The following is a 22,079-nucleotide window of genomic DNA, read 5'->3' as shown; positions in this document are numbered from 1 at the left end:
TGGCCGAAACCGACCACTGGGCAGTGGCTATTGCTCCGGTTTGTGCACGGAGTGCGACGCGGGGCTGGCAATCCGCTGAAAAGTCTTTCCCCGACGCGCCTGTGCGTCCTCCGGGCGTGAGTGCTTTCCCGAGCGCGCACCTCCGTGAGCGGGCCCTTGATAGAACGGGGCGAATCCAGGTCAAGGCCGTTCGTCGGCATGATTCCCAGCCGTTTGTCAACCTATTGACAGGCGACGATCCCACTTGGTGATATTTGGCTACCACGCCGGTCGAACGATCCGTCAGCGTGGGGGGCAGGGGGAGAGATGTACGCGGTGGGGGCGGCACAAGCATTGCAGGGAGACCGACGGGGTGTGGATGGGGTGACGACCCTCGTGGTCGTCGGTGCCAATCCGACCGTGGCCCGGGAGGCTGCGACCCTGCCCGGTGAGCTGATTCACGTACAACTGCCCGGTGCGCCGGCCCTCGACCCCGACGACCGGGTCCTCACCGTTGACTTCTTGGACCTGCCGGCCTTCCTCGCCTTCACCGACGAGGTTCTGCGGCCGCTGGCACCCACCGCTGTCGTCTCCCTGACCGAACTCGGCGTGGAGCCGGCTGCGCTGGCCGCCCGCCACCTCGGTGTTGCCGGCGTCGAGCCGGCCGTGGTTCGGGCCACCCGCGACAAGTTGGAGATGCGACGGATACTGGAGCGTGAGGCTCCGCACCTCAATCCGGCCTTTGCGGCGGGCGGCGACCCGGAAGCGGTGGCGCGCCTTTTCGCCGACCACGGGCGGGCGGTGGCCAAACCGGTCGACGGGGTCGGCAGCACCTCCATCGCCTTGGTGGAGAGCATCGATGAACTTCCTGCGGACCGCCGCACGTCCGCGCACTTGCTCGAACAGTTCGCCGAGGGGCACGAGTTCAGTGTCGAGGCGCTCTCGGCAGACGGCAGCCACACGGTCCTCGGCATCGCCGAGAAGGGCGTCACGGACGGGTTCATCGAGATCAGCCACATGATGCCGCCGCCCTCGCTGGACGAGCGCAGGCAGGAGCTGGTCACCCGGGCGGTCAGCGAGCTGCTCGACGCCATCGGTCTGACCGACGGCCCCAGTCACACCGAGGTCATGGTCGACGGCGACAAGGTCGTCGTGATCGAGACCCATGCCCGGCTCGGCGGCGACGGCCTCGCTGACCTGGTCCACCTCACCACCGGAGTCGAATGGCGGCGTGCCGCTCTCGGCTGGGCGGTCGGCGCGGGGATCCGCCGGAGCCCCGTCTCGGCGTCCGCGGCCGCCACCGTCTTTCTCACCGCCCCGCCAGGGCGCGTGACGGCCGTCGCGCCACCGCCCGCCCTCACCCACGGGCACATCCACGCCTGGGACCTCGCCGTCCGCCCCGGCGACCAGGTCCACCCGCTGCGCTCCTCCTCGGACCGCCTCGGCATGGCCCTCCTGACCGCGGCCGACACCAACGCCTGTGTGGCGGTCGTCGCGGAGCTGATGGCCCACCGGGTGGTTACCACCGTGCCCGCTCCTGCCCTCTGACGAGAGCACCGGGCGGACCGCCGTACCGCACACCTCTACTTCTTCACTCTTTCATCGAGCATGTCACTACACCGGGGGACACATGTCTGTTCAGAACAATCCAATTTCCTATGACTTCCACGGGGATGCTCCGTTCTCGACGCCCTTCAAAGACATCAATCCCGAGGATATTCACATCTACCTCGACCTCGACACGAAGGTCGGGAAGAACACCTGCGGCCAGAAGTGCACCCACTGCTGGTTCGTCAACTACGAGAAGGTCTACGACAAGTCCTTCGCCATGGAGGAAGGGCCCCGTATCCTCCATGGCCTCCAGTCGCGCGGTTACCACGTCTACCCCCGCTACGTGGACAGCTTCGCGTACGACGGTGCGTTCATGCGGATCTACGGGCCGGCGAACAACCGCGAATTCCGGCAGGAATCCGACCACAAGCCCACCGAGACGATGGAAAAGGGCGACGCCTGGACCAGCGGTCGCCCGCTGCTGGCCGACAACTGGACCGAGCTCCTCGACCTGGCAGTGGAGAACGGCTACGGCACCATTTCCATCACCTACCACGGCGTGATCGACGAGAATCTCAACGTCGTCGACCACAGGACGTACCCCATCAAGGGCGTCTTCTCCGGCGTGGAAACCGAGGAAGTGCTGCGCCGCATCGACGAGTACAACAAGAGCGTCGACGCCGAGGACGCCTTCCGCGTCAACATCGGCGTCACCATCGGCCGCCACAACCACGGCCGCACCTCCCTGGAGCGCTACGTCCACTACTTCAATGCGCTGGGCGTTGCCACCGTCCGCTTCAACAACTTCACCGATCACGGCGGCCGCCACCCCGAGCTCCGCCTCTCCCGCGAGGAGACGGAGCAGGTATACCGGGACTTCAAGGGGATCCACGAGACGATGCCGCTCGGCTTCCAACTCGGTGTCAGCGAGGACTTCGGCACTTTCGGCATCAAGGCCATGGGCTTCCCGGGGCACGTCGGCTGGTGCCGGGCCGGCCGTCAGTTGTTCGCCGCCATCCCCGCCCAGGAGGAGGTCCTCTCGGACGGACCCGAAGGCCGTCGCGAGAAGATCGGCGACATCGTCGGCTGCGTCAACACCTTCGAGCCGCACCTGGGGATCCTGGTCCGCACGGTCGCTCCCGGAGAATCGGGTGAGAACGCCGCGTACGACGCGGAGTTCGACCACGAGGCGATTGAGGCTTTCACCGCCAAGCGGCTCTCCGGCACGTACAAGGACGGCTGCTTCGCCACCGAGCTGTCCGAGGAGCTCGGCCTGATCTCCCGGGTTCCTGCACGGCACCGGCTGCCGCTCCTCGTCGCCGACTCCCGGTCCTGACACGAGAGGACGCCACCACGATGCGCCACATCCTCGTCTTCGCCAAGACGCCCTACGCCAAGACCCCGTACGACCAGTGGCTGGCCGGCACGGGAATCGTTCCGGTCATCGTGACCGCGTCCGAGTACGCTGCGGGCTACTCCCACCTCCCGCACGTCCGTGCCTTCGACGCGTACGACACCAACCAACTGGTCGAGAAGACCGCGCTGCGCCTGGCCCGCGAGTTCGCGGTCGAGGCCGTCTTCGCCCGCGCCGAGGCCGACATCGTGCGGGCCGCCCAGCTGCGTGAGCTCCTCGGACTGCCCGGCCAGCACGCCGCGAGCGCGCTCGCCTTCCGCGACAAGGTGGTCATGAAGGACCATCTCGTGGGCGGGGCCGTCGAAGTGCCCGCCTACCGGCGGCTCGACTCGGCTTACAGCGCCCTCGACTTCGTGGCCGAGCACCGCTACCCGGTCGTGATCAAGCCGGTGTCCGAGTCGGGCTCTCTGGGCGCGGTGATCGTACGCGAGGAGACGGAGTTGGACGCGTACCTGGCAGACCCGTGGCGGGGGGTCAGCGAGATCGAGGTGTTCGTACCCGGTCAGATGTACCACGTGGACGGGCTGGTGGCCGGCGGTGAAGTGGTCTTCGTACACCCCTTCCGCTACCTCAACGACTGCCTGTCATTCCGGGACAACGACTGGGTGGCCAACCTCCCGCTCACCCCGCAGGACCCGTCGTACGACCGGTTGGTCAAAGCGGCGCGTGCGGTCCTGGCCGAGCTGCCGACCCCCTCGCAGACCGCCTTCCACGCCGAGTTCTGGATCACGCCCGACGACCGGCTGGTCTTCTGCGAGATCGCCAGCCGGACCGGCGGCGGCATGATCAGTGCGATGGTCCGGCAGGCGTTCGGGCTCGATCTGGACAAGGAGTGGCTGTACGCCGAGTGCGGCCTCCCCTCGACGCTGGGCACCCCCACGTACCGACCTGCCGGGGCACTGTGCATCCCGCCGCGGAACGGAGTGCTCGAACGCCTGCCGACGGCGGGGCCTGGAGCCGAACAGCCGGAGTGCGTCCGCGAGGTGGCCCTGACGGGGACGACCGGCCAGCAGTTCAACGGCGGGGTGAAATCCGGGTTGTTCCTGGCCGGCTACGTGGTCGACGGGGACACGGAGGAGGATGTGGCAGCCAATCTCGAACGTGTGGCGGGCTGGTTCTCCGACAACACCCGGTGGCGGCCTGCCGATTCTTCCGGAGGTACCACATGAGCGCGACGACACCCCCCGACACCGCTGCCGCCGCGCTTGCCGGCCCGCTCGTCGGGGCTGACTGGCTGGCCGCCCGGCGCGGGGAGGGCGTGGTTCTCTTCGACGCCTCGGTCGGCGCCCACCGGGGCGCGGCCCTACGCATCCCCGGGGCCCGCCCCTTCGACCTCGACGGGGAGTTGTCCGACCACTCCTCCACTGTGCCGCACACCCTGCCCGGTGCCCGGGAGTTCACCGAGGCCCTGCGCTCGCTCGGGGTGCACGATGCCGACACGGTCGTCGTCTACGACGCACAGGGGATCTACTCCAGCGCCCGCGCGTGGTGGATGCTGCGCGCCATGGGCTTCGGTAGGGCGGCCGTCCTCGACGGCGGCCTGCCCGCCTGGATCGCGGGGGGCCATCCGGTCGAGCCGTCGCCCGCCGCTTACGACGGCCCGCGCGGCACCTTCACCGCCCGGCCCCGCCCAGGACTGATCGTGGACGCCGATGCTGTCGCCGCTGCCCTCGCCGACCCGGCCGCCGCCGTTCTCGACGCACGCACCAGTGGGCGGTTCGCAGGCACCGCGCCCGAGCCGCGCCCGGGCCTGCGGGGTGGCCACATGCCGGGTTCCGTCAGCCTCCCCTTCGGTGACCTTCAGCGGGACGGCGGCGTGATGCGGCCGGCGCACGAGCTGCGCACGGCGTTCGAGGCGGCGGCCCGGGATCGTGAGCAGCTGTACTTCAGCTGCGGCTCCGGGGTCACCGCCTGTGTTCTCGCACTCGGTGCCACCCTGGCCGGCTACCGCGACCTCGCCGTGTACGACGGCTCGTGGAGCGAGTGGGGCCTGCCCTCCGACCGGCCGGTGGCCACCGGCGAGACCCCCGACGGGAGTAGCCTGCGGTGACCGAAGGACGTCGCGGCAGGCAGCTCACCGCGAAATGGCAGACTTTCAAAGGTCTTCCCCCCGCCCTCAAGTCCCTGATCGGCCTCTCCTTCGTCGTCGCCCTCGGCAGCTACATGGTCACGCCGTTCCTCGGGGTGCTCATGGTCGAGGCGGTCGGCCTGGACATCAGGGTGGCCGGGACTCTGGTGGCCGTGGCCACCTTCATCCAGTTCGGCGGCAGCATCCTTGGGAGCCCGGTCGTGGACCGGATCGGTCTCAAGCGGACCATGGTGCTCGCGCTCGCCCTGCGCACGGTCGGCCTGGTTCTCTTCGGGTTGGCCGTCACGGTGGACTGGGTCGCGTACCCGGCCGTCGTCCTCGTCGCCGCCGGTCCGGCGCTGTACCTCCCGGCGAACAAGGCATACATCGTCACCAGCGTCTCCGACGAACTTCGCCCGCTCTTCCTCGGGGTGAGCAGCGCCGCCCTCAACGCGGGCATGGGGATCGGGCCGCTGCTCGCCGCGCTGCTCATCGACGCCGACCCGGTGCTGCTGCTCATCGGTCTCGCCGGGCTCTTCGCTCTGATCACCGCCGCCCACCAGGCCGCCCTGAAACCGGTCGTGCGTCGGTCGGCCGAGTCCCCGGCGGCGCCCGGAACCGAGACGGCCACCGGGAAGCGGGCGGCGCTGCGCGGTGCGCTGCGCCCGGTGCTCTTCACAGCCCTCGCCTTCTACCTCTACTTCTTCTTTCAGAGCTTCATGGGCCTGTACGCCGCCGGGGTGTCCAACATTCAGGTTCTCGGCTGGGTGATGCTCCTCAACTGCGCCATGGTGGTGCTGCTCCAGCCTCCGCTCGCCCACCGCATCGGGTCTGCCGACTACCGCCTGTTGGTGGCCGGTTCATTCGGCCTGATGACGCTCGGCATGGCGAGCATGGCACTCGGCAGCATCCCGGCCCTGCTGGCCGGCACCGCTCTCTTCACCCTCGGCGAGATCTTCCTCTTCCTGCGCTGCGACCTGGAACTCGTCCACCGCGTGCCCGGCAACCCGGCCTTCGCCTTCGGCGTGCAGCGGCTGGCCGCCGGCGTCGGCGGCCTTCTTGCCGGCGTCGTCGGCGGATTCGTCTTCGCCCACTACAAGGCTGCCGGTGACCTGGGTATGTTCTGGCTGGTGGTGGCGGCCCAGTGCGCGGCTGCGGCTCTGCTCGCCTTGTTGCTCGGTGGCCGCCGGCGGCCCACCGTCACCGAACCTGCGGTGGTCGAAACGACGGTGGTCCGGTGAACGAGTCCACCTCTTCGCAGGAGACGCGGTTCGTGCACGCCGGTTCCGATCCCCGTCGGCAGGGCGGTTACGTCAACCCGCCCGTCTACCGCGCTTCCACCGCCCTCTACCGGGACACGGCCGAGATGGACGCCTCCCAGGCGGATCCGCTCAAGCGCGGTCACCCGGTCTACGGCCGATTCGGCACCCCCACCAGCCGCGCTTTCGAGGAGGCACTGACTGAACTGGAGGGCGGCCACGCGGCGGTGGCGACCTGCTCCGGGCTCTCGGCGATCACCACGGCGCTCCTCGCGTACGTCCGGGCCGGGGACCACATTCTCGTCAGCGACTCCGCCTACCTGCCGACCCGGAAGTTCTGCGACTCGCTCGCCGCTCTGGGAGTGGAGACCGAGTACTACCCCCCGATTGCGGGCCGCGCCGCGATCGAGGAACTGATCCGCCCCCGGACCCGGTTGCTCTACCTGGAGTCCCCGGGCTCCACCACCTTCGAAGTGCAGGACATCCCGGCGATCACCGCCGTCTGCCGGGCCCGGGGGGTGGCCACCATCGCGGACAACACGTGGGCCACGCCCGCCTTCTGCCGACCGCTGGCGCTGGGCGTGGACGCGGTGGTCCACTCCGCGACCAAATACCTGACAGGGCACGCGGACAGCATCCTCGGAACGATCGTTTGCACGCAGGAGAGCTACCCGGTCGTCCGGGGGACGGCCATCCGGCTCGGCCAGTGCGCGAGTGCCGACGACGCCTACCTGGGCCTGCGCGGGCTGCGTACCCTGAGCGTACGCATGCGCCGGCACCATGACCATGGGCTGGAACTGGCCCGCTGGACCGCCGATCAGGACGGCGTGGCAGCCGTCCTGCATCCGGGGCTGCCCGAGGACCCCGGCCACGACCTGTGGCGCCGCGACTTCACCGGAGCGGCGGGGCTGTTCGGCGTGGAACTGGAGCCGGGCTTCGGCAAGCCGGACGTCGATGCGATGCTCAACCGGCTGCGCATCTTCGGCATCGGCCACAGCTACGGCGGCTACGAGAGCCTGATCGTGCCGACCGACCCGGTCACCCACCGCTTGCCGCGCACGTGGGACGGACGCGGGCCACTGGTCCGGGTACACGTCGGCTTCGAGGGCCTGGATGACCTGAAGAATGACCTGAGGGGCGGCTTCGAAGCCCTGACGTGCAGGGGACAGCCTCACCGCGGCCACGACAACGCGGCGCGGGAAGACATGCCGCCCCGAGCGAGAGGACAACGCCGCGAAGCGGACCGAAGCCGACCAGGACCGCGGTGACCGGGCCGCTCCGACCGCCGGCGAGGTGCTGCCCGCCGACTATGCCCGGGCCGGGCCCGACGAGCACGTGACGGTCGCGTCAGCGAGGGCAGGCTTGGTGTCCGGGTGGTCGATGTCCCCATCGACCAGCAGGCCGGTGCTGACCTGCTGAGCCCGCTCGGTGAGGAACGCCGACAGGCTCGTGACGGCCGCAGCTCCTCTACTCGCCATCGCCCGACTCGCGAAGGCCGGTCTACCTGGAGTTCGGGGTCCGGAACGAGGCACCGCGGGTGCCCGGGCTGCGGGCCGGGTAGCGCAACAGGCCCGGCGCGGTGCTCAGTTCGAGCGCCGCAGGGTGGGCAGGTCGGCGCACAGGGCGGCCGGGAAGGCGGGCTCGATGCGGTGCACGTCGGCGCAACCCGCCTTCGTGCCGCGTGCGAGGGGCACCCAGCCCGACTTCTCGGCCCGGAAGAACCACCGGTCTCCGAGGCTTGCCCCGCAGCCCGGAGCCTCGCCCTCGGCGCAGGCCGGGCCCATGCGCGAGGACACGTCGAACACCAGCCACTTCCCGTCGCAGTGCTCCTCGCCGCGGGAGGTGTGGTTCGGCACGTCGAGCGCCGCCACCGCCTGGTCGTAGGAGGCGGGGGTGCAGCCGGTGGGTGCCGGGTGGCAGCCGAGGTCGCCGCACAGGCGCAGGTCGGGCAGGTCGGCGTCGTCCGCGGTGAACGTCGTGTCGTTGTCCACGGACAGTTCGCGCTGGCCGAGCGCGGACGGCAGCCGCACCTTCGCCGTGCCGGTCGCGGTCTTCGAGCAGTCGGCCTGCGGGTCGCCGGTCAGGGCGGAGAAGGTGACCTGCACCCACACGGTGCGCTCCGAGGCGGAGGTCACGAACGCCTTCAGCTCGCGCGCGCAGGTCTTCCCCTTGCCGGGCACCTCTGCGTCGACGCTGAGCGCGCGCCCGTCGTCGGAGAGCCGGGCGGCGGTCACGCCGAACGGCGCGAACGTCTGCCAGTGCGGCGCTTCCGTCGTCGTCGGCGCCCCCGCCCCGACCCGCTGTGTCCCGCAGGCTCCGAGCAGCAGCACGGCGACGGCGCTCAGCAGGACGGCGGCCAGTGATCTCCTGGACTGCATGCGTTCCTAACCCCCCATGAACACGGTCGACCCGGGCGACTATAGAACGCCGCGTACACGTCAGGCCGGGCGCAACCACACGGCGGCGAGCGGTGGCGGGGCCAGGCCCAGGCTCGCCGGGCAGCCGCGGCCGGCACTTAGTCCGGCTTCACCGGTTCCGTGTTCGTGACGCCGGCACTATGACCTGATCGCCGCGTGCGTGGAGCACCTCCGCTCGGCCTGGCGCGCGCCCGGTGACCCACGTCCGCTGGCGCCCGCCGACGCCCTCGCGGCTGCGCCGGCCGCCTTCATCCTGGCGCTGTTTCACGCCCTAAGCCCAGCTCGGAGACTGCCCGTTGGGCTCTCCGTAGGGCACGGGTTGGCCAGTGAGGGCGTCCAGGAGAGCGCGGTCCCCGAGCGGCTTCCGAAGTTCCACCTTCAGCCTCTGCTCGATCATCTCAGCGGAACAGGGCCCGCTTCGCGGCCCAGCGATGGAGGCGTGCAGCACTACGTTTTCGTTCGTTTCCAGTGCCTTGACGGTGGGGCCATCGTCGCAAGCTCCGTGTGTGGCCTTCACCGTGATGACTCGACGGTCCATCGCCGCACCGGCCAACAGAACACTCCTGAGACCGCCGGCAGACCCTTGGCGAGCCGGTCCGATGGGCGGGTCGGGAAGCTTTGAGGGGGTGACACCAACTCGCTTCAGCGGGGTGTCGTAGCCCTCCACCGTGAACAGCCAGGCGGGGACTGTCGCCGGGCCTTGGCTCGTCTCGATCGTTGTCGTGCCGAGCTTCGCCGCCGTTACGGTCAGCCGAGGTCCGGCACTGCGGTCGAGAGCGAACGACTGGTACGCCTTCTTCGCGCCTATGAAGGGGCGGGTAAGGTGATTGCCGTTTCCCCAGGTCACCTTCGCGTGTGCAGGCGCGGTGGCCGGCAGATCGCCACTCAGTACGAAGTTCTTTGTGTCGAAGGCTCGGTCGTCTGCCTTGTTGTGCCAGCCGGAAGCCGGTTTCTGGAGTACGTCGGCCATCGGGTAGTAGCCCCGGCTCCAGGCATTGGCGGTCGCGGATTCCGCCCAGGCGTCGGCCACTTGGCGGGCGCGCTCTTCCTGCTGCCGCGTGGACTGCTGACCCGCCTGACGGTCGTCGGCGCGCTGATGGTCGCCGCAGCCGGTGACAAGGCAAGCGCTCAGGAGGGGGTGCCAGCAGCAGGCCGGCACGGTGCTTCGTGTGCATGGACTCCTCCTTGGGGGCGATCGGCGACGGATTGCCTACTCAAGCTCCTGGCCGGCGCTTTTCCCATGGACGGCGTGTACGACCACGGTCTCTGGGAGTGTCGCATCAGACCGCTGTTGTCCGCCCTGACGGGCACGGATGGGGCATGGGGGTGGATACCGCAACGGAAGCCGCCATGCGTGCTCTGGGCGGGCTGGTAGGTCAGAGAGGGACGATGCGGACCTGGTTGCCGCAGAGCTTGGTCATGTCATCGCTGTCGGATGTCAGCAGGGCGACCGGTTTGGGCTGGCGCAGCGCGACTTCGGCCACAGTGGCGTCGATGGCGTACTTATGCCCGTGCAGTCCGGCGCCTTTGACGAGTTCCGCCGCAGCCTTCGCCGCCTGTTCGGTGACCGGCTCCACCTTGATGCGGGACAGGGCCCAGTTCAGGCGTGGGATGTTGGTGGGGGAGTGGGTGACTTCCACGATGGTGTTCGCCCCGATGACAAGGTCGGCTCCCATGTCGTGGAACACCTGCAACATCGCGAGGAACTTGCGGTCCTGCGCGATCCAGGCGGAGAGCCCTTCCGAGTCCAGGACAACGGTCTCGATTCGCTCGCTCATGCGGCGTCCGCGTCCTTGGAGGAGCCGGCGGCGCCGAAGATCTTCGAGTGGGCTTCGGCGAGTTCCTCATCGTTGAAGCGTCCGTGCTCTTCCTCGTGGCGTCGAAGGTCCTCGCCCAGCAGCTGGTGCCGAATCTGGCGAGCTACGGCTTCCGCCACGTATCCGGAGACGTTGTCCGTGAGCTTGCGGAGCTCCGCAAGCTGGTCGCTGGGCAGCGTGACGGTGATGCGAGTCGTTGAGGACATGGAACGAGCATACTGGAGTATGCGCCAAGCTCGCCGTTGTCGGCCCGCGAGGTGCCGGAGGTCAGGGGCGCGCCGACCTGCAGGTGGTCTGGACAACAAACAAGCCCCGGGCCGCTGGCCTGGGGCTTTGTCGTGGAGCGAGTGACGGGAATCGAACCCGCGCTCTGAGCTTGGGAATCACCGGGTCCTGTGGAGTTGAGATGCTGCTTGACCTGCGGAGACATGGGCTTGAGTGGATCCGGTCTTATTGCACCGCTGTTGACCGGGGTTTTCCGGTCGGTAGGGCACGGCTGGGGCATGCGGCGGCCAACACAACCTGTTGGAGTGTGATCAAGGGGGAGGCCCCACTCGTTACTTCGAGGTATCTGGCACAGGAGCGTGGACCACCTTGTCTGGTAGCGAAGGCGACCAGGGAACGGTGGCTGTTAGCCACTTGTCACTCTGTGTGCATCGTGCACCGCGGGCGACTGGAGTTCCGAGAGCCGCGATCTGCTCGCTGTCTGCTTGACGGTTCAGATGAATGCCACGGACGGTCACGCAGGGGGGTACGTGCACGGCCATCTTCAGCGGTTGACCCGCATCGGGAGCGTGCAGGGAACGCCAGACCAGGCTGGTGAGACCTTGTATCGCCGTATCCGACAAGACAGGCAGGCGCTGGGTACCCACGGGCGCGATAGGCATCGTGTGCACGGTGGGGTTCCCCTCGCCGGATGGAGATTTCCCGCTCGGTGCTGTGACGTTGCTGCAACCTCCGGCAGCGAACAGGAAAGCCCCTACGGCCAGGGACACGCCGATTGCCCGAAGTCTCATTGTTCTGCCCTCCCCGTGTAAGTCCTGCCAGCACGGTTCTGACGTAGCCGCGGTCGCCCCGGTTCCGCGTCCCGGGGGGCGGGTGTCCAACTCTGGGACGCGGAAACAGGTAGTGATCAGGTGGTGGTTTCGGGGTAACCGCCGAGCGTGACATCTACCCAGCCCATGTCGGCGAAGTCCATCTCCAAGCCGTTACTGGTACCGGCGCTGATGATCCCTTGCGGGTGAACGGTCAGGCCGTCCGCCTTGTAGACCGGACCGCCACTGTCGCCTGCCTGCACAAGTCGGGTGCCGGACCTGGAGATGTTGAGGTGGCAGACCTTGACGATTGACCCGTCGTCGTCGATGTTCTCGCACACGTCTACAGCAGAGATGGACCCGCTGCAGTTCTGACCGGTGAAGGACCCGTCGGAACAGGAACGTTCACCTACGGACACGGCATCTACACCGCCTACGTTGTTCAGCGTGGTGCTGTCGATGTATACCTGCGTCCAGAATCCGTTGGGATTACCCGTGCTGTTGAGCAGTTCCGCATCCGATTTACCGCTGCCCCACAACCTGGTGTACGCCTTGCCCATAGTGCCCGTGTAGTGGACGGTGTTGGATGCAGAATCCAGGTATCCCTGGAGCCAGGATATTCCGGTGGCTCCGCAGTGCCCAGCTGTTCCCATGGTGGATGAGCCGCTATCCATGATGAGATGGAAGTTCGTGGTGCATTGCACCACGTAGTTGGCCCCGTCGATCACTTGTTGGGAGACAATGCGGTCGCCTCCCGCGTATGGCGTCGAATCCAGCAGGCGGGTGGGGGCCGTTGCTGCAGACCGTGCGACCTTGCTGTTCTTCTCCCCAGCTGTGGCGTGTTGGAGGCTCGGCCGCTGGTCGACCCGGGTGATCTTGTCCATCGAGTGGTGACGTGGTTCTCGGAACAGGGTGACCTTGTCGCCAAATTCTGCCTCAGCGGCGCGCTTTAGGGCGGGCGTCACTTTTGTGACGCCTACATGCACGCTGTCTGTCAGAGGGTCGGAGTACCAGGCCGTGAGGTTCCTCCCGGCCTCAACGGCGAATGAGGACGAGGCGGTTGTTATCTTGTCCCGCACGCCGTTGAGTGTGTTGAGAGGGTAATGTGCCGAGTCGGTCACTACCTTCCACGTCGGATCGCCGGTGGCGAGCGTACGTGCGCGGGTGTTGGCGGCGAGTGCTTCCCAATCTCTTGCTGCGTCCGCACCCGGAACAGTCAGGACATGCACCGTGTGTGTCTTCTCGTCCTGGTACGAACCCCCGAATGACTGCGGGTGACTACGTACGAAGGAGTGGATTCCTGGTATGGCAGAGTCGCTGATTGAAACGCTGTCCAGCGAAATTCCTTCGGCATGCGCCGAAGCGCTTAAGAGTCCGCCTGTGAGTGCTGCGATCGCCAGTGCTGCCGCCGTTATGGAAGTTCTCGACATTACCCCTCCGTGTGCGTTTGGTGAAGCAAGATTCACACGCAGGCATGTTTCGTGATCGTCATGTGCAGGTCAATGGCCTGCAGCCAGTTGATGTCGTCATCACGCCAGTGTGAAGATCATCCGGAGTTGGTGAGACTGACTTCGGTACGGTGCAGATGGGGCATACATCATCTTTGGGGTTCGTACATGCGTGGAGGCGCGCCTGTGTGTGCGGGTAGCCGTTTCGTAATATGGCTGGCCGGGCCGCTGCGTGGCGGAAACATCTGCCTCGCTCATGAGGTGGATTGCCAAGTTGGCTAAATCTCGCCATGGCATCGTGTGAAGTGAAACGCCTCTGTCGTCATGCCGTTCTGGTGAGCCATCGCACGGTGTTGCGGACCAACTGAGTCTGGAAGTACGTGATCCCGTTCGTCTTGCTCTCGACGTTGACCTGCCACAGGACGTTGGAGTCGCGTGGTCGACGGCCGCCCCCTGGGTGCTACCGCCGGCCGGGAATATGCCCATGCTCCAGGTAAACCGTCTCGCCGTGCTGCCTCGCTTGGACGGCCTGCTCGATCCGGCGGGCCAGGCGCGGGATGGTCAAGTTTGAGATCTCGGAGACCGGGTGGAAGGCGGTCGCGCGGATCTCACCGTCGCTGAACGCGATGCGGTCCAAGGTGGCCTGGTCCAATACTCCGCCGTCGAACAGGTAGAGGATCTTGTCGCCTTCCGTGTCCGAGGGCCCAGTCCATCGCGAGGAGTCGGCCTATCGGCGGGGTGATGTCGAGCTCTTCGCGTAGTTCGCGGACACACGCCTGGAGAGGTGACTCGCCTTGCTCGACGTATCCGCCGGGGATGTCGCGATAGTCCTTGTAGGTCGGCTCGACCAGCAGTACGTGTCCGGCCTCGTCGAAGAACAGGGCTCCGGCCGCCATGAGGGGTGTGGCCTTGTCGACCAGGAATTCGCTGCGGTCCATGCTGGGCACCCTATCGATTACGTCCCCGGCCGCCTCCGGTCCCCTTCAGGCCACGACGTGGAGCCGATGGGCGAGCGCGGTGAGATTGCTGTGAGGCCGGCCTCGGGAGTTGCGTATCCAGCGGAGAACCAGTTCCCGGCTCATGGTGTGGTGCCGGATTTGCTCGGGTGCGATGGATTCCGCTTGGAGCAGGATCTCCAGAGCTTCGTCACCTCGGTTGCGGGCAGCCAGGGCTCGGGCGACTTCAAGATTGTGGCGCACCTGTCGCTCGACCGGGAGGCCGCTGGTGTCCACGCGCTGTCCGAGGTCGGCTGCGATTTGGTGGTCACCCAACTCGCCGGCGGCTGCCACCCGTGTGGATGGCGACATTGGTGGGGCCGAACGCGGTCCAGAGTTCATTGCTGTCCGTGCCGAGACGCTGAGCGGCCTGATCGGCCCGGCTCAGGATGTCGCGTACGGCGTTTCGGTCGCCGGCGCGGGCGGCTGCGGCGTCGGCCTCCGGAACTTCGCCGGCCCCCCGCAGCTCGCAGCGAAGGGCCGGGCCATGGAACTCATCGACGAGGTCGTCGCAGCCCAGCAAGCGACTCAGCGCGCTCAGCACGCCTTCGCCCGTGCTCGCGACAGCTTCGACGCCTACATCGCAGAGCACCCCGACATCCGCGAAGAGGCGGAGGCGATGGTCTCCAACGCCATCGCCGAAAGCATTACGCAGATGAACGCGGCGATCTTCGGACCCCCGCCCGGCGGGCCGGCCGACGCCGATCACTCGGACGCCGCCCCTGACGCATAGCTCGTCGTACCTATCGCCCGGCCTGGGACCGCAAACCCCCAGGCCCGGGAAACACCGCACTCATCCCGAGATCAACCGGCCAGGCCGGGGTTGCCGCCCCGTTCGCTGGCCCGGACCAGGAGCCCCACTTGCGCCACACGGCGATAACACATGCCATCACCTCACGCCCCCGGTCGGCACAGGAGGTGACCACCCCCGACACCCTCCTCACCGTGGACCAGGCCGCCGAACGCCTCGGCACCGGCGTCCGCTTCGTCCGCCGCCTGATCTCCGAGCGCCGCATCCGCTACGTCAAGCTCGGCAAGCCCGTTCGTATCCCCGAGAGTGCCATCGCCGCGTACATCGCCGAGCGCACGGTTCCCACGTTGCGCGAAGTCCGTTCCGACTTCAGGCGGGCTGCCTGATGACGGCCCGCAAGCCGCAGCGGCGGCGCGAGTTCGGCACCACCCGCCAGCTTCCCTCGGGCCGTTGGCAGGCGCGGTACTGGGCCCCGGACGGCAGCCGCCGAACCGCCCCGGAGACCTTCGCGACGAAGACCGACGCGCAGGACTGGCTGACCCTCACCAAGGCTGACATCCAGCGCAATCACTGGGTCGACCCCGACGTGGGCGCGGTCAACTTCGAGTCGTACGCCGTGAAATGGATCGACGAACGCGGACTCTCCGCCACCACCGACGAGCTGTACCGTCGCCTGCTGCGACTGCACGTCCTTCCCACCTTCGGCGGCCTGGACCTGGACGAGATCACCGCGCCGGCGGTGCGGACCTGGCGGACGGAACGCCTGTCGGCCACGGGCGCTACCACGGTCGCCAAGTCCTACCGGCTACTCAAGGCCATTATGGGGACGGCGACCGATGACGAGCTGATCCGCCGCAACCCATGCAGGATCAAGGGCGCGGGTACCGAGCAGGCCAAGGAACGCTCGACGGCGTCTGTCGCCCAGGTCGATGAGCTCGCGGAGGCTATGGGACCGCGCTGGCGGCTGATGGTCTACTTCGGCGCCTACGGACCCATGCGCCCGGAGGAGCTGGCGGCTCTGCGCCGGACCTCCGTCTCGCTGGCCCCGCTGGCAGTGAAGATCACCGAAGCCGCACCCGAGCTGACCACGGGCCGCCGGGCCGAGGGAGACACCAAGTCGGCGGCCGGGATGCGCGTCGTCCACCTCCCTGAGTTCCTGTACGCCGAGGTCAAGCACCACCTTGACTGGTTCGCGGAGAAGGAGCCCGCCGGGCTCCTGTTCGTCGGGGAGAAGGGAGCGCCGTTCCGGCGCTCGACCTTTGGCCGCAAGTGGGCCAGGGCCCGCACGAAGGTCGGTCTGCCGGAGGGCTTCCGCTTCTACGACCTGCGCCACACCGGGCACACCCTGTCGACGCAGTCCGGAGCCACCCTGAAGGACACGATGGTCCGCGCGGGGCAGTCCTCGGAGAAGGCCGCCATGATCTACCAGCACTCCGACGACGAACGTCAGCAGGAGGTGGCCGACGGCATCGACGTCAGGGTGCGTGAGCAGCGCCGACGTGCGGACGAGGAGAAGGCCGCCCACGACGCGTAGTGGATCCCTCGAAGGCGGGTCGGGTATGTGTCCGACCCGCCTTCTGCGGTGCTGGCCCGACGGCTCGGCCGACGCTGCGATTTGCGGATGGAACGGAACGGCTTCGCTGGCGTCGAGTGATGCGAGTCACAGAAGATGCGTATCAATATGCGAGACGCGATGTCGTCAAATCGCCCGAGGAGCTCGATGGGGCGCCATTGGCCAGCGCATTTCCCGCAGTTGGGGCACGCAGAGGGCACGACGTCGCCTAAGTGGTCTAGACAACAAGGAAGCCCCAGGCCGCTGACCTGGGGCTAAGTGTTGGAGCGAGTGACGGGAATCGAACCCGCGCTCTGAGCTTGGGAAGCTCATGTTCTACCATTAAACTACACTCGCGCAGCGGCCCCCGAGGGGTTCGCATCGGCGTTCACTCTACCTCATATCCGGCCCCAGGCGTCTGCGCCATGGGGCCGTCGTGCTGTCCGGGGGCGGGGATCGGAGTATGAGGTGTGGGAGTTGGGGCGTAGCGTGGAGGCCCGGAGTGCCGGGTGAGGCCGGGTTCTGTATATCCCCTAATGTGGTGTTTTCTCTCGTCCACGCTTGATGGGGAAGGGACTTGATGCACCCGATGGAAAACACCGTCGTCCGTTGTGCCGAAGGGCATGTGTTCAGTACCGCTTCGTTCCCGATGCAGCAGCTGGGGACTGATCGGATCGGGCCGGGGCGGCTCATCCGGTGTCCGCGTTGTGCCCGGTTGCGGCATGCGGTGCCGGTGGGGGCCGAGCAGAAGTAGGCGGCAGACGTAGTCGGAGCGGCGGCGGGAGTCGCCGGCAGCACGGAGCGTACGGGCCGCCGATTGGGGCGGGGCCGTGCGCTCCCCGTATCCTCGGGGCGTGCTTCTCTCAGACAAGGACATCCGGGCCGAGATCGACAGCGGACGCGTGCGCATCGAGCCCTACGACGAATACATGGTGCAGCCTTCCAGCGTCGATGTGCGGCTCGACCGTTACTTCCGGGTGTTCGAGAATCACCGGTACCCGCACATCGATCCCGCCGTCGAGCAGGTGGACCTCACGCGCAAGGTGGAGCCGGCCGGGGACGAGGCATTCATCCTGCACCCCGGGGAGTTCGTGCTCGCTTCGACGTACGAGGTCATCTCGCTGCCCGACGATCTCGCTTCGCGGCTGGAGGGCAAGTCCAGCCTCGGGCGGCTCGGTCTGGTGACGCACTCCACGGCCGGGTTCATCGACCCCGGGTTCTCGGGGCATGTGACGCTCGAACTGTCGAATGTGGCGACGCTGCCGATAAAGCTGTGGCCGGGGATGAAGATCGGGCAGCTGTGCATGTTCCGGCTGTCCTCGCCCGCCGAGCACCCGTACGGGAGTGAACGGTACGGCTCGCGTTACCAGGGCCAGCGGGGGCCGACGGCCTCCCGGTCGTATCTGAATTTCCATCGGACCCAGGTGTGATGCGGCATGAGTGACGAACGCGAGAACCTGACGTACGAGGGATTCGGCACCGCGGTGCGCGAGCTGGCGCAGGCCGTTGCCGACGACGGGTATGAGCCGGACATCGTGCTCAGCATCGCGCGCGGCGGGGTCTTCGTCGCCGGTGGGCTTGCTTATGCGTTGGACTGCAAGAATATTCACCTGGTGAACGTCGAGTTCTACACCGGGATCGGGACCACGCTGGAGATGCCGGTCATGCTGGCTCCGGTGCCCAACGCCATCGACTTCTCGGACAAGAAGGTGCTCATCACCGATGATGTCGCCGACACCGGGAAGACCCTGAAGCTGGTGCACGACTTCTGTGTCGGGGCGGTCGCCGAGGTGCGCAGCGCGGTGATCTACGAGAAGGCGCAGTCGCTGGTGAAGTGCGAGTACGTGTGGAAGCGCACAGACGCCTGGGTCAACTTCCCGTGGAGTGTCCAGCCGCCTGTGGTGCGGCGTGAGGGACAGGTGCTGGACGCCTGAGGTCCGCCCGGTCTCACTCCCCCTCGCCGTGTCGGCCGCCGTCGGCGCTCAGGGCGGCGGGGAGTTCGGCGCGGCGCCGGATGTCGAGTTTGCGGTAGGCGCTGGTGAGGTGGGTCTCGACGGTGCGTCGGGCCAGGTGGAGCAGCTCGGCGATCTGGGCGTTGGTGCTGCCGTCCGCTGCCAGCGCGGCGATCCGTGCCTCGCTGCCGGTGAGGGCGGATGCGCCGGTGTGCCGGGTGTCGCGGGGGCGGGCGCCGCTGTCGCGCAGGGCCCGGTCGGCCGCGGCGCGCAACCGTACGGCGCCCAGGCGTTCGGCGGTCGCGGCGGCTTCCCGGAAGAGCGGGCGGGCGTGGGCGCGGCGGCCGGCGGCGATGAGCTGGCGGCCGTGTGCCAGCAGGGCGGGGACGAGTTCGGCGGCCAGGGCTGCGCCGCCCGGTCCGTCGCCCGAGCTGTCGGGGCCGTGGAAGGTGGCGCCGGAGCCGGAGCCCTCGTGGTCGAAGGATCCGTCGCGGGCCCCGATACCCTCGCGGGCCCCCGTAGCGTCGCGGGAGCCGTCGCGCAGCGTTCGGACGGCCTGGCCGGTGAGTTCGAGTCCGCGGCGGCCGCCGGTGGCCTCGCCCAGGGTGCGCAGGGCGCGGCCGAGCACCCGGGGGGTGCCCCAGACGGTGGCGAGCCGGTGTTCCTCCTCGGCGAGTGCCAGGGCCGCTTGCGGTCGGCCGAGCGCCAGCCGGCATTCGGCGGCCGCTGAACGCCAGGGGGTGACGACGGGGCTCATGACCTCGCGGGCACTCTGGCGGCGCCCGCATTCCAGGAAGTCGTCGAGCGCCGCTGCCGGGTCTCCGGTCGCCGCGCGCAGCACGCCCCGGGCGTAGAGGAAGCGGTTCACCTCCCAGTGGTCATGGGCGTCGTGCAGGGAGACGCTCGCGGCCAGGCGGTGGGCCTCGGCGGTGTGGCCCGCTTCGACCAGGGCCATCAGGGCATGGGCGTGGAAGTTGCTGGGCCCCCGGCGGCCGGGCTGGTCGCCGGGCAGGCCCTGGCCGTCGAGATAGGCGAGGACCGGCGCGTGCCGACCGCGGGCGGCGAGGGTGTCCATCCGGGTGTTGACCAGGGCCCGGCGCATGAGGTGGGAGTGCGAGGTGCGCTGCTGGTCCAGGCCGCGCTGGATGAGCCGGTCCGCTTCGTCCAGCCGGTCGGCCCACTGGGCGACGGCTGCCGCGGTCAGCAGCAGGTACGACAGCATTACCGGATCCTCGGGGGCCGCGAGCAGTGCGCCGAGCCGCTGCATGGCCCGGTCGGCCGAGAGCAGACCTGCGGTCACCTCGTACCGAAGGAGCAGGGATTTCTCGGCGGGGCCGAGCAGGTGGGGTGACCTCTCGGTAGTCTGCCGCAGGCGGGTGTAGGCGAGTTGACGGGTCTCCCGGTCGTGGTCGGAGAGCAGCAGTGCGGCGGCCCGCACGCTGCGGGTCAGCACCGGGTCGTCCGGCAGGCCGTCGTCGATGTCGCGGAGCATGGCGAACGCGGCGTGGGCCTCGCCGCGGTGGGCCAGCGCGGTCCCCAGCAGCACCGCGGCCTTGACCTTGTTCCGCGGCAGGTCCTGCAGGCGCAGCGCCTCGGTGAGCCGGGGGATGCCGGCCGACCGTACGGTGCACAGTTCCACGGAGCCGAGCTCGGTGAGCACGGCCGCCCGGTGCGCGCGGGTCAGTGGTTCGTCGAGGGCGCGCCGCAGGAAGTCCGCGGCGTCCCCGGGGCGGTCGTCGCGCGCCGCGTTCCGGGCCGCGTCCGCCAGGGCGTCGGTGGCCCACTGCGCGCCGACCGCGGGCGCCCGCAACAGGTGGGCGGCCACCGCTTCGACGCGGTGGCCCCGGCGCCGGCGTACTTCGGCGGCGGCGCGGTGCATCGCCTGCCGGTCAGGGCGGGGCCAGCCGTCCAGTACGGCTTCCCGCAGCAGGGGGTGCGCGAAGCGGGGCCGGCCGTGGGCCGGGTCGCGGAGCAGCAGCCCGAGCCGGACCATGGCGGTGATCCAGCCGGTCACCCGGGCCGGGTCGGTGCCGGTCACCTCGCCGAGCAGGCCGTCGATGCCGTCGCTGTCGTCGTCCTGCTGCTTGCGGCTCTCGGCCAGGTCCTCGAGTTCGGCGAGGGTGCGGGCGACGGCGATGCTGCCGGGGCCGGCGCTCTCCAGCCACCAGGTGACCGCGGCGACGAACGCGCCCGGATACAACTCGGCGCAGCTGTCCGGAAGTCCGGCCGGGGCCGGGCCGTCCGGGAAGACTGCCCGGAGGTCATCCAGCAGTGCCCTCAGCAGCAGGGGGCTGCCGGCGCTCGCGCGCACACAGCCGTGCACCCACGGGTCCGGGGCGTCGGGGCCGGCCGACGCGCGCACCACGTCGGCGGCGGCTTCCTGGCTCAACGGGGCGAGCGCGTGTACGCGGACGAGGGAGGGGGACAGGGCGTGGGCGAGGCCGGGTGCGGGGGGCCGGATGTCGTACTGGCCGCGTTCGGTCACCACCAGCAGGACCGGTAACGGGTCGAGCCGGCGGGCCGCGTAGGTGAGCCAGCGCCGGGAGTCGGCGTCGGCGAGGTGGGCGTCGTCCACGGCCACCAGCAGCGGGGAGTCGTCGGCGTACGACAGCAGCCGTTCCCACAGCAGGTCGGGCAGCTCCCGGAGCGGCGTGGTCCGCGGTATGTCGTCCTCGGATCCGCCGTCCGGCCGGGAATCGAGAAGTTGCCGTATCGCGGCGAACGGGGTGCCGGTGCCCGGGTCGTCGGCGGCGCAGCGGGCCCGCAGGACTCGCATCCCCTGCTCGGCGCCGAGCGCGGCCGCCGCGTCGAGCAGCGCGGTGCGGCCGGTGCCGGTGGCGCCTCTGAGCAGGACCAGGCGTCCGGATCCGGCTCGGGCCGCGGCGGCTTCCTCGGACAGCAGTTCCAGGGCCGCCCGTCGCTCGCGGAGCGCTGTCATCGGTTCCTCCGGAGTACGTGTTCGGCGTGGGGGGTGGCTTCGCGGCCTGTCCGAAAGTGCTCTCGTGGTGCCCTCACGGTGATCTCGTGGTGGTCCACGATTGCGGGCGCGATGCCGATCACAGGATTCTGGAAGCACCTGTAAGCGAACATGTGTTTTACGAGAACGTAGGGAATCGGTTTGCACACGTCTTTCGAGACGACAGAAATACGCGCGAGGATCCCGGTTGCCATCCATGCGTCCGATCCGCTCTCCCTGGCGGGGGCCACCACCCAGCTGCGGCAGCAGCCGGCGATCGAACTGGTCGACGAGGCGAACGGGCGCCCGGGCACCGTGGCGGTGCTACTGGCTGATGCGCTGGACGAGCCCACGCTGTCCCGGCTGCGGCGGCTCGTACGGGTCGACGGCACCCGGGCGGTGCTGGTGGCAGGGCTGATCCGGGAGGCGGAGCTGCTGCAGGTGATCGAGAGCGGTGTCGCGGCCATCGTCTGGCGGCACGAGGCGACCGGGCACCGGCTGCTGCAGGCCGTCATCGCGGCCTCGCGGGGAGACGGGGACCTGCCGTCCGATTTGCTGGGACGGTTGATATCCCAGGTCGGCGCCCTGCAGCGGAACGCCTCCGCCGGGCCGCCCGGCGCCCCCGCGGCGGGCCTGTCACCGCGCGAACTCGATGTCCTGCACCTGGTGGCCGAGGGTATGGACACCGGGGAGATCGCCAGAAAACTGTCCTACTCCGAACGCACCGTAAAAAACGTGATGCACGGCCTGACCACCCGTTTGCAACTTCGCAATCGGGCGCATGCCGTCGCCTATGCCTTTCGGGAAGGCTACATCTGACCCTGCGGGCCGCCGCCGGGTACCCCGAGGGCATCCCGTAGGGTCCTTGTGCTGTATGGGAGTTGCC

The 22,079-nt window shown here is 68.7% G+C and carries 21 protein-coding genes, 1 tRNA gene and 1 pseudogene; 13 read left to right on the top strand and 10 right to left on the bottom strand.

The annotated features are described in order from the left end of the window. Window positions 1–363: 363 nt before the first annotated feature. The 6 genes from AB0M87_RS16985 (at window position 364) to metC (ending at window position 7,539) form a co-directional block, all read left to right on the top strand. Window positions 364–1,527, top strand: a complete 1,164-nt coding sequence (locus AB0M87_RS16985) for an ATP-grasp domain-containing protein (RefSeq protein ID WP_365853533.1) — start codon at window positions 364–366, stop codon at window positions 1,525–1,527. An 82-nt stretch (window positions 1,528–1,609) separates the two neighbouring features. Further along, entirely contained in the window at window positions 1,610–2,866 is a 1,257-nt protein-coding gene (locus AB0M87_RS16980; protein ID WP_365853531.1) for a radical SAM protein, read from the top strand. Window positions 2,867–2,886: 20 nt separating this feature from the next. After that, entirely contained in the window at window positions 2,887–4,113 is a 1,227-nt protein-coding gene (locus AB0M87_RS16975; RefSeq protein ID WP_365853529.1) for an ATP-dependent carboxylate-amine ligase, read from the top strand. Further along, window positions 4,110–4,994, top strand: a complete 885-nt coding sequence (locus AB0M87_RS16970) for a sulfurtransferase (RefSeq protein ID WP_365853527.1) — start codon at window positions 4,110–4,112, stop codon at window positions 4,992–4,994. The genes AB0M87_RS16975 and AB0M87_RS16970 overlap by 4 nt, the downstream gene beginning before the upstream one ends. Then, window positions 4,991–6,253, top strand: a complete 1,263-nt coding sequence (locus AB0M87_RS16965) for an MFS transporter (RefSeq protein ID WP_365853525.1) — start codon at window positions 4,991–4,993, stop codon at window positions 6,251–6,253. The genes AB0M87_RS16970 and AB0M87_RS16965 overlap by 4 nt, the downstream gene beginning before the upstream one ends. Then, complete coding sequence (metC, locus tag AB0M87_RS16960) at window positions 6,250–7,539, top strand: cystathionine beta-lyase (RefSeq protein ID WP_365853523.1); 1,290 nt, start codon at window positions 6,250–6,252, stop codon at window positions 7,537–7,539. The genes AB0M87_RS16965 and metC overlap by 4 nt, the downstream gene beginning before the upstream one ends. A 39-nt stretch (window positions 7,540–7,578) precedes the next feature. Here the strand turns inward: metC and AB0M87_RS16955 are convergent, their stop codons facing one another. Both AB0M87_RS16955 and AB0M87_RS16950 read right to left on the bottom strand, forming a co-directional pair. Further along, window positions 7,579–7,749, bottom strand: a complete 171-nt coding sequence (locus AB0M87_RS16955) for a hypothetical protein (protein ID WP_365853521.1) — start codon at window positions 7,747–7,749, stop codon at window positions 7,579–7,581. Window positions 7,750–7,854: 105 nt separating this feature from the next. Then, window positions 7,855–8,649: a hypothetical protein gene (locus AB0M87_RS16950; RefSeq protein WP_365853519.1), complete on the bottom strand. Its 795-nt coding sequence runs from the start codon at window positions 8,647–8,649 to the stop codon at window positions 7,855–7,857. Window positions 8,650–8,857: 208 nt separating this feature from the next. Between AB0M87_RS16950 and AB0M87_RS16945 the strand changes: the two are divergent. Then, window positions 8,858–8,938, top strand: a pseudogene (locus AB0M87_RS16945) (flavoprotein); the annotation flags it as partial. Window positions 8,939–8,959: 21 nt separating this feature from the next. On the opposite strand, the gene AB0M87_RS16940 reads toward AB0M87_RS16945, so the two are convergent. From AB0M87_RS16940 to AB0M87_RS16915, 6 genes are all read right to left on the bottom strand, one after another. Beyond that, window positions 8,960–9,718, bottom strand: a complete 759-nt coding sequence (locus AB0M87_RS16940; RefSeq protein WP_365853517.1) for a hypothetical protein — start codon at window positions 9,716–9,718, stop codon at window positions 8,960–8,962. A 346-nt stretch (window positions 9,719–10,064) separates the two neighbouring features. Then, window positions 10,065–10,466, bottom strand: a complete 402-nt coding sequence (locus tag AB0M87_RS16935; protein WP_365853515.1) for a PIN domain-containing protein — start codon at window positions 10,464–10,466, stop codon at window positions 10,065–10,067. After that, window positions 10,463–10,711, bottom strand: a complete 249-nt coding sequence (locus AB0M87_RS16930) for a type II toxin-antitoxin system CcdA family antitoxin (RefSeq protein ID WP_365853513.1) — start codon at window positions 10,709–10,711, stop codon at window positions 10,463–10,465. The genes AB0M87_RS16935 and AB0M87_RS16930 overlap by 4 nt, the downstream gene beginning before the upstream one ends. 926 nt (window positions 10,712–11,637) lie before the next feature. Continuing rightward, entirely contained in the window at window positions 11,638–12,969 is a 1,332-nt protein-coding gene (locus tag AB0M87_RS16925) for a hypothetical protein (protein WP_365853511.1), read from the bottom strand. A 626-nt stretch (window positions 12,970–13,595) separates the two neighbouring features. Then, on the bottom strand, window positions 13,596–13,925 hold the full coding sequence (locus AB0M87_RS16920; RefSeq protein WP_365853509.1) for an NUDIX hydrolase: 330 nt from the start codon (window positions 13,923–13,925) through the stop codon (window positions 13,596–13,598). Between the two features lie 45 nt (window positions 13,926–13,970). Further along, a complete protein-coding gene (locus tag AB0M87_RS16915) occupies window positions 13,971–14,294 on the bottom strand; it encodes a hypothetical protein (RefSeq protein ID WP_365853507.1) in 324 nt (107 codons plus the stop codon). Here AB0M87_RS16915 and AB0M87_RS16910 point away from each other — a divergent pair. The 3 genes from AB0M87_RS16910 (at window position 14,281) to AB0M87_RS16900 (ending at window position 16,267) form a co-directional block, all read left to right on the top strand. Continuing rightward, window positions 14,281–14,715 carry a hypothetical protein gene (locus AB0M87_RS16910; RefSeq protein WP_365853505.1) on the top strand — a complete coding sequence of 145 codons (435 nt, stop codon included), beginning with the start codon at window positions 14,281–14,283 and terminating at the stop codon, window positions 14,713–14,715. The genes AB0M87_RS16915 and AB0M87_RS16910 overlap by 14 nt on opposite strands. Window positions 14,716–14,900: 185 nt before the next feature. Next, complete coding sequence (locus tag AB0M87_RS16905) at window positions 14,901–15,119, top strand: helix-turn-helix domain-containing protein (RefSeq protein WP_365853503.1); 219 nt, start codon at window positions 14,901–14,903, stop codon at window positions 15,117–15,119. Continuing rightward, window positions 15,119–16,267, top strand: coding sequence for a tyrosine-type recombinase/integrase (locus AB0M87_RS16900; protein ID WP_365853502.1), 1,149 nt, complete (start codon window positions 15,119–15,121; stop codon window positions 16,265–16,267). Before AB0M87_RS16905 ends, AB0M87_RS16900 begins: the two co-directional genes overlap by 1 nt. Before the next feature lie 301 nt (window positions 16,268–16,568). Here the strand turns inward: AB0M87_RS16900 and AB0M87_RS16895 are convergent. After that, a tRNA-Gly gene (locus AB0M87_RS16895) sits at window positions 16,569–16,642 on the bottom strand. Window positions 16,643–17,139: 497 nt separating this feature from the next. Here AB0M87_RS16895 and dcd point away from each other — a divergent pair. Further along, a complete protein-coding gene (dcd, locus tag AB0M87_RS16890; protein WP_365853501.1) occupies window positions 17,140–17,715 on the top strand; it encodes a dCTP deaminase in 576 nt (191 codons plus the stop codon). Between the two features lie 6 nt (window positions 17,716–17,721). Then, on the top strand, window positions 17,722–18,219 hold the full coding sequence (locus AB0M87_RS16885; protein ID WP_365853500.1) for a phosphoribosyltransferase: 498 nt from the start codon (window positions 17,722–17,724) through the stop codon (window positions 18,217–18,219). Window positions 18,220–18,232: 13 nt separating this feature from the next. Here AB0M87_RS16885 and AB0M87_RS16880 read toward each other — a convergent pair whose 3' ends face one another. Then, window positions 18,233–21,175: an AAA family ATPase gene (locus tag AB0M87_RS16880; protein WP_365853499.1), complete on the bottom strand. Its 2,943-nt coding sequence runs from the start codon at window positions 21,173–21,175 to the stop codon at window positions 18,233–18,235. A 180-nt stretch (window positions 21,176–21,355) separates the two neighbouring features. Between AB0M87_RS16880 and AB0M87_RS16875 the strand changes: the two genes are divergently transcribed. Further along, window positions 21,356–22,012, top strand: a complete 657-nt coding sequence (locus AB0M87_RS16875; protein ID WP_365853498.1) for a response regulator transcription factor — start codon at window positions 21,356–21,358, stop codon at window positions 22,010–22,012. Window positions 22,013–22,079 lie beyond the last annotated feature (67 nt).

The sequence above is a fragment of the Streptomyces sp. NPDC051320 genome (assembly GCF_040682175.1).
In the GTDB taxonomy this organism is placed as follows: domain Bacteria; phylum Actinomycetota; class Actinomycetes; order Streptomycetales; family Streptomycetaceae; genus Streptomyces.
This window is presented reverse-complemented; position numbering and strand designations above follow the sequence as displayed.